This is a genomic window from Stackebrandtia sp. (assembly GCF_035643755.1).
Lineage (GTDB): Bacteria > Actinomycetota > Actinomycetes > Mycobacteriales > Micromonosporaceae > Stackebrandtia.
This window is the reverse complement of sequence record NZ_DASQPW010000325.1, coordinates 1-6,858: the sequence shown is the minus strand read 5'-3', so window position 1 is coordinate 6,858 and position 6,858 is coordinate 1. Positions and strand designations below refer to the sequence as shown.

At 68.8% G+C, this 6,858-nt stretch carries 6 protein-coding genes; 5 read left to right on the top strand and 1 reads right to left on the bottom strand.

Annotation, left to right across the window (positions count from 1 at the left end):
- From VE172_RS25315 to VE172_RS25295, 5 genes are all read left to right on the top strand, one after another.
- Window positions 1-285: S1 RNA-binding domain-containing protein (locus tag VE172_RS25315; protein ID WP_324804796.1), on the top strand; the 285-nt coding region annotated here is incomplete at its 5' end.
- Window positions 286-368: 83 nt separating this feature from the next.
- Complete coding sequence (locus VE172_RS25310) at window positions 369-1,619, top strand: sensor histidine kinase (protein ID WP_324804795.1); 1,251 nt, start codon at window positions 369-371, stop codon at window positions 1,617-1,619.
- A complete protein-coding gene (locus VE172_RS25305) occupies window positions 1,616-2,299 on the top strand; it encodes a response regulator transcription factor (RefSeq protein ID WP_324804794.1) in 684 nt (227 codons plus the stop codon). Before VE172_RS25310 ends, VE172_RS25305 begins: the two co-directional genes overlap by 4 nt.
- 203 nt (window positions 2,300-2,502) lie before the next feature.
- Window positions 2,503-3,279 carry an ABC transporter ATP-binding protein gene (locus VE172_RS25300; RefSeq protein WP_324804793.1) on the top strand — a complete coding sequence of 259 codons (777 nt, stop codon included), beginning with the start codon at window positions 2,503-2,505 and terminating at the stop codon, window positions 3,277-3,279.
- Between the two features lie 2 nt (window positions 3,280-3,281).
- Complete coding sequence (locus VE172_RS25295) at window positions 3,282-5,834, top strand: ABC transporter permease (RefSeq protein ID WP_324804792.1); 2,553 nt, start codon at window positions 3,282-3,284, stop codon at window positions 5,832-5,834.
- Window positions 5,835-5,893: 59 nt separating this feature from the next.
- On the opposite strand, the gene VE172_RS25290 is transcribed toward VE172_RS25295, so the two are convergent.
- Window positions 5,894-6,858 (bottom strand): tetratricopeptide repeat protein (locus VE172_RS25290; RefSeq protein ID WP_324804791.1); only part of this gene is annotated, 965 nt, incomplete at its 5' end.

The window sequence follows — 6,858 nt, the reverse complement described above, 5'->3', positions numbered from 1 at the left end:
GTGTCCGATCCGCGCGACGTGGCCAAGCCGGGCGACATCGTCAAGGTGCGGGTGGTCGAGGTCGACGAGCCGCGCAAGCGCATCTCCCTGACCATGCGGCTGGACGACGAGCCCGCCAAGGGCAACGCCAAGTCCACGCCGAACGACGGCAAGCGGGATTCGGGCGGGCGCGGCGGCGGCGACGGGCGCCGCAAGCGCGACAACCGGGGCGGGCAGCGCGGCGGCAAGCCGAGCGCGCCGCAGGGCGCCATGGCCGAGGCTTTGCGCCGGGCGGGCCTTGCGTAGTCGGGCGGATGCTCCTTGAGAAGGATGCGAAGATCCGCCAGCGTGTGGAGGAGTCCGGGCGTCGGGGAGGTTAACGTACGGGCGTGACTTCCGCACCGCGTCTCGCCATGCTCGCTCGGGGTGGCCCCGTGCACCAATGGTTCCAGCGGCGGCCGCTCGCGGCCGACGGCCTGTTGGCCCTGCTGGTGTTCGTCGTGACCCTGCCGGCGTTGTTCATCGGCAAGGCCCCGTACACCGACCCGGTGACCTGGCTGTGGGTGGTGGCGGGCGTCGCCCCGGTGGCGATCAGACGCGTGCGGTTGTGGTGGGCCACCGGGATTCTGGTCACGTTGTTGTGCGTGTCGCCCCTGGACGAGCGCGCCTGGTGGGGCGGCGGGTACTCCATTGTGGTGGTCGCTTACACGATCGCGGCGGCCCGGCCGTTCCGTCCGGCCGCCATCGGCACCGCGGTGTTGTGGATCGCGGCGTCGCTGTCCATCGTGGGTTCCAACACCACGGCGACGCAGGGCACCAATCCCGCCACCTTGTTGCTGTTCAACTATGTGCTGGCGGGCATCACCTTCGCCGTCGGACGAGCCGTCCACCATCGACGCGCCAAGGTCGCCGAGTTGCAGGATCGCGCCCGCGTCGCCGAGGAGAACCACGCCGCCGGGATCATCCAGGCCGTCAACGACGAGCGCCGCCGCATCGCCCGCGAGCTGCACGACGTCGTGGCCCACCACCTGTCGGTGATGAACGTGATGGCGGCCGGTGCCCGCCGCACACTGCGCACCGATCCCGACAAGGCCACCGATGCCCTGGCCACCATCGAAGCCACCGGCCGCACGACGTTGCGCGAGATGCGGCGGCTGCTGGAGGTGTTGCGCAGCGACGAGGAGAAGGAGGCCGACGACAAGGAGCTCACCCCGCAGCCCGGCCTGGACGCGATCCACACCCTGGTCAAGCAGATGCGCGACGCGGGCCTGCCGGTGCGGCTCATCATCGACGGCGAGCCGTTCCCGCTGGACCAGGGCGTCGCGTTGACCGTCTTTCGGATCATCCAGGAGGGACTCACCAACACCCTCAAGCACGCCGGGCCGGCGCGCTCCGGCGTCCGCCTGGAGTTCACGCCCGACGCCCTGGACTTGGAGGTCTCCGACACCGGCGTGGGTCCCGCCTCGGTGACCACGGGTTCGGGGCGGGTGGGACACGGCCTGGTCGGCATGCGGGAACGCGTCGCCCTGTACGGTGGCAGCCTGCGCACCGGCCCCCGCCCGGGCGGCGGCTTCCGGATTCACGCGCACATACCCATCGATGCCTCGGGGACAGCGGTCGAGGCGGGAGGAACTTCGTGAACACCGATTCACCGCAGCGACCCATCAAGGTGTTGCTCGTCGACGACCAGCCCCTGCTTCGCACCGGTTTCCGCATGGTGCTGGGTGCCGAGGACGACATCGACATCGTGGCCGAGGCCGGGGACGGCGCCGAGGCCGTCGATCTGGCCCGCCGCCTGCTGCCCGACGTGGTGCTGATGGACATCCGGATGCCCCGGCTGGACGGGGTGGCCGCCACCAAGTCGATCGTGGACGCCAAGCTGCCGGTGCGGGTGCTGATCCTCACCACCTTCGACCTGGACGAGTACGTGGTGGGCGCGCTGCGCGCCGGCGCCGCGGGCTTCCTCGCCAAGGACGTGCCCGCCGAGGACCTGATCAGCGCGATCCGCTCGGTGGCCTCGGGCGAGGCGGTGGTGGCCCCGCGGATCCTGCGGCGCCTGCTGGAGAAGTTCGTCGACCGGCTCCCCGAACCCGACGGTGCCACCCCGGCGAGCCTCGACGTGCTCACCGAGCGGGAGCGGGAGGTCCTGGGTTTGGTCGCCAAGGGCCTGTCCAACGCCGAGATCGCCAGGGAGCTCACCGTCAGCGAGACGACCGTCAAGACCCACGTCGGCCACGTCCTCACCAAGCTGGGGCTGCGCGACCGGGTGCAGGCGGTGGTGCTGGCCTACGAGACCGGCCTGGTCAAACCCAGCCGTTGACGATCGTCGCGGCCGGGTCTCCTACCTGAGTAGTACGCCCGTCTGCCGATCGGGGTCGTTCCACCGACCCCCGGCCCCCCGAAGACCGGGCGAAAGGTGGATCCGCAAATCGTGCCCACGCAGGACGGTTTCGGGGTAACCACGGCATAGCGTGTTGGACATCCATAAAGTGAAGTCACGCTATTCCTTGGGAGGACCACATCGTGACCGCTTCAACCACCACCACGGCCGTAGCCGCGCGAGCGGACAACGTCTGGAAGGTGTACGGCACCGGGGAGGCACAGGTGTTGGCGCTTCGCGGCGTCACCGCCGAGTTCAGCGCCGGGCGGTTCACCGCCATCATGGGCCCCTCGGGCTCGGGCAAGTCGACCCTCATGCACTGCCTGGCCGGTCTGGACTACACCGATCGCGGCGAGGTCCACATCGGCGACACCAAGGTCACCGGTCTTTCCGACCGCGGGCTGACCAAGCTGCGTCGCCACAAGGTCGGGTTCATCTTCCAGCAGTTCAACCTGCTGCCCACCCTGACGGCCGAGGAGAACATCCTCTTGCCACTGTCCATTGGCAAGCGCAAGCCCGACACCACGTGGTTCGACCAGGTCATCGACACCGTCGACCTGCGGGACCGGCTCAAGCACCGTCCGTCGCAATTGTCCGGTGGACAGCAGCAGCGGGTGGCGTGCGCCCGGGCCCTGGTGCAGCGCCCGGATGTCGTCTTCGCCGACGAGCCCACCGGAAACCTCGACTCGCGTTCGGGCACCGATGTGCTGAAGTTCCTGCGCGCCTCGGTCGACCAGTTCGGACAGACCATCGTCATGGTCACCCACGACCCCGTCGCGGCGTCCTACGCCGACCGCGTGCTGTTCCTGGCCGACGGCCAGGTGGTGGACGAGATGTTCGAGCCCACCGCCGACCGGGTCCTCGATGAGCTGAAGCGCTTCGAGGAGATCGTGGCGGCGCAGTCCGGAGGCGAGCGGTAAAAATGCTGCGTGCCGCACTCAAATCCCTGTTGTCGCGGAAGACCCGGCTGCTGTTGTCGGGCATCGCGGTGATCCTGGGGGTCGCGTTCATCACCGGGACGTTGGTTCTCAACGCCTCGCTGGGCGACTCGATCCGGTCGATGTTCGCCACCGCGTACCAAAACGTCGACGTCCAGGTGTCCGCCGGTTCGGACGACAACGGAAGCCCGAAGCCCGTTCCCGCCTCGCTCGTCGACACGGTGAAGGACGCCGACCACGTCACCAAGGTGACCGGCGACATCACCAACGCCAACGGTGGCGTCCAGGTGCTGGACAAGCACGGCAAGGTGCTGCCGCCCACCGGCGCCCCCACCATCGGTTCCAACTGGTCCGGTGTCCAAAGCCCGATGCAACTGCGCGACGGCGCCGGCCCCAAGCACGGCAACGAGATCGCCATCAACGCCGCGATGTCCGACGACCTGGGTTACAAGGTCGGCGACACCGTCAAGGTCATCGTCGGGGACCCGAAACCGCAGAAGTTCAAGGTCGTCGGGATCTTCGGATACACCGGGGACCGCAAGTCCCTGGGCGGGGAGAAGTCCGTCTCCTTCACCACGTCCGAGGCACAGAAGTTGCTTTTGGACGGTAAGGACGCCTACACCGACATCAGTGTCCGCGGCGACGGAAAGGTCTCGCAGACCGAGCTGAAGAAGCAGATCGCCGGGATCGTCGACGACAAGTACGACGTCAAGACGGGCAAGAAGCTCGCCGACGAGGCCGCCGGCGGACTCCAGGTGGTCATCAAGTTCTTCAACTACCTGCTGCTGGGCTTCGGCGCCATCGCCTTGCTGGTCAGCGTCTTCCTCATCATCAACACGTTCTCGATCATCGTCGCCCAGCGCACCCGGGAGCTGGCCCTGTTCCGAGCCATCGGCGCCGGACGCGGTCAGGTCACCCGCTCGGTGATGCTGGAGGCGTTCATCGTGGGATTCATCTCCGCGGTGATCGGACTGGCGCTGGGCGTCGGGCTGGGCTACGGCGGCACCTCGGCCGCGGCCGGGTTGTTCGGGAACATGCGGACCACCCTGAACGTGCCGACCACGGCGTTCATCGCCGCGCTGGTCATCGGCGTGGGCATCACGATGTTCGCGGCGATCCTGCCGGCGCGTCGGGCCGGTCGGATTCCGCCGATCGCCGCGCTGCGCGACGCCGCCAACACCGAGCGGCCGGTGCGCTGGTTCGGGATCATCGGCGGTGTGCTGCTTCTGGGCGGCGGCGGGCTGTTGACGGCCGCGCTGACCAAGCAGTTCGGCAGCGCCACGTCCAACGACACGCTGCTGGCGGTGTTCGGCGGGATCATCCTGTTGTTCCTGGGCGCCACAATCTTCACGCCGTTCGTGGCCCGACCGCTCGTGTCGGCGATCGGCGCGCTGTTCTCGTGGTCGCTGCCGGGCAAGCTGGGCCGCCGCAACTCGGCCCGCAACCCGCGGCGCACCGCGATCACCGCGACCGCGCTGATGATCGGGATCGCGCTGGTGACGGCGGTGGGTGTGCTGTTCTCCTCGGCGGAGGCCAGTGTCACCAAGTACCTGAACAAGCAGTCGCAGGTGGACCTGTTGATCAGCGGCGTCCAGACCGGACCGACGCCGCCGACCTTCGACAAGACCGTGGCGACCAAGGCCGCCGACATCGACGGCGTCAAGACGATGGTCTCCACCTACGCGGACACCTCCACCACGGTGGGCCGCGAGGGCACCATGGTCGACGCCACCGACCAGGTCAAGGACCTGGTTCACATGACGGCCATGGGGCATGACAAGGGCAACACCTCCAGCCTCGGCACCGACGACATCATCGTCAGCAAGGACGCCGCGAAACGCCAGCACGTCACGGTGGGCGACACGCTGAAGGTGAAGTTCCCGAAGTCGAAGCAGTCCAAGGAACTCACGGTGTCGGGCATCGTGAAGAACAGCGGGATGACCGCGCCGTACATAGTGAGCGTCGACAACGCCAAGTACTTCGCCGTCGACCAACCCACCACGGCGTACATCAAGCTGGACGCCGGCGCGAACAAGAAGACCGTGACCCACAAGCTGGACGACCTGCTGAAGGACAACCCGCTGGTGAGCGTGTCGGACCTGAGCGTGCTGGTGGACCAGATGACCAAGCAGTTCGACATCATGCTCATCGCGGTGCAGGTCCTGCTGGGCATGGCGATGCTGATCGCGATCATCGGCGTCATCAACACCCTGACGCTGTCGATCCGGGAACGCACCCGCGAGCTGGGTCTGTTGCGGGCCACCGGTTTGACCAGGGGCCAGGTGACGCGCATGGTCACGGTTGAGTCCATTGTGATCTCGATGTTCGGCGCTCTGCTGGGTCTCGGGGTCGGTGCCGGTCTCGGTGTCGCGGTACAGCAGGCGCTCAAGGGCGACTTCGTCGACGTGCTGGCGATGCCGTGGGGCACGATGGTGTTCTACGTGATCGCCTCGCTGGTGATCGGCTTCTTCGCCGCGTTGATCCCGGCGTACCGCGCCAACCGGCTCAACGTGTTGAACGCGATTTCCTACGAATAGATCCCCAGGGGCGGGGCAGCGCCGGTGGGGTCGTCATCGCGACGACCCCACCGGCGTCTTCACATCTGGTCCAGTTCGGACAGTTTGGCGCGCACGCCCGCGGCGTTGGCGTGGCCGAGCGAATCCAGGATCGCCAGCGCGCGGCGCCAGTCGCGCGCGGCCGGGTCGAACGCGCCCAGGTCGCGGTGCACCTCTCCGGCGCGGGTGAGGACCTCGCTGAGGAAGTAGCGCTCTCCGTTGGCGGACAACAGGTGTATCGCGCTGTCGAAACACGACAGCGCCGCGTCGTGGTCGCCGCGCCTGTGGTGGATGTAGCCGAGGCTGTCCCAGGTCTCGGCCTCGCCCTGGAAGTCGCCGTGCCCGAATTCGGCGGCCACGTCGATGAACAGGTCGAGGCCCCGCCGGCAGTGGTCCAGCGCCGGGCCGTACTCCCCCAGTTGGGCGTGCCGCCAGCCGATGGCGTTGAGGGCCTGGGCCTGCCGCAGCCGGTCGCCGGCCTCCCGGTAGAGATCCAGGGCCCGGCGGGCGTGGTCGATGCCGGCGCGGTAGTCGCCCAGGGACGACAACAGCCAGCCCACGCCGCGGTGGACGTCGGCCCGGCCGCGGGCGTCGTCGCGCTCGACGAACAGCCCCATCGCGATGTCGAACTGCGCCCGCGCCTCCTCCACGCGTCCCATTTGGACAAGCGAGCGGGCCAGGTTGCGGTGGGAGTGGGCGCGCGCGTCGGTGTCGCCGAGCCGACCGGCCGCCTCGGCGGCGAGCCGGTGGGCGGCGGCGCGGTCGCTCCACAGTCCACGGCGCTCGAAGTACGGCTCCAGGGCCCACACCAGCGCCGAGGTCGTGGCGTCCCGTCCGTTGGCCACGGCGTGGCGCATCACCGCCAGCAGCGCCTGATGCTCGGTGTCGAGCCATTCCAGGGCGTCCGCGTGGTCGTCGAGGCCCGACGGCATCGGGCCCGGCGGTGCCGGGGACGCGGCGCGGCCGCCGCGCCGCGGGTCGAGCGCCCGGGAGGCGCGTTGCGCCG

Bases quoted from the DNA above. Each gene is read 5' to 3' on its own strand.
- VE172_RS25295 (WP_324804792.1), top strand. From the start codon at position 3,282: ATGCTGCGTGCCGCACTCAAATCCCTGTTGTCGCGGAAGACCCGGCTG.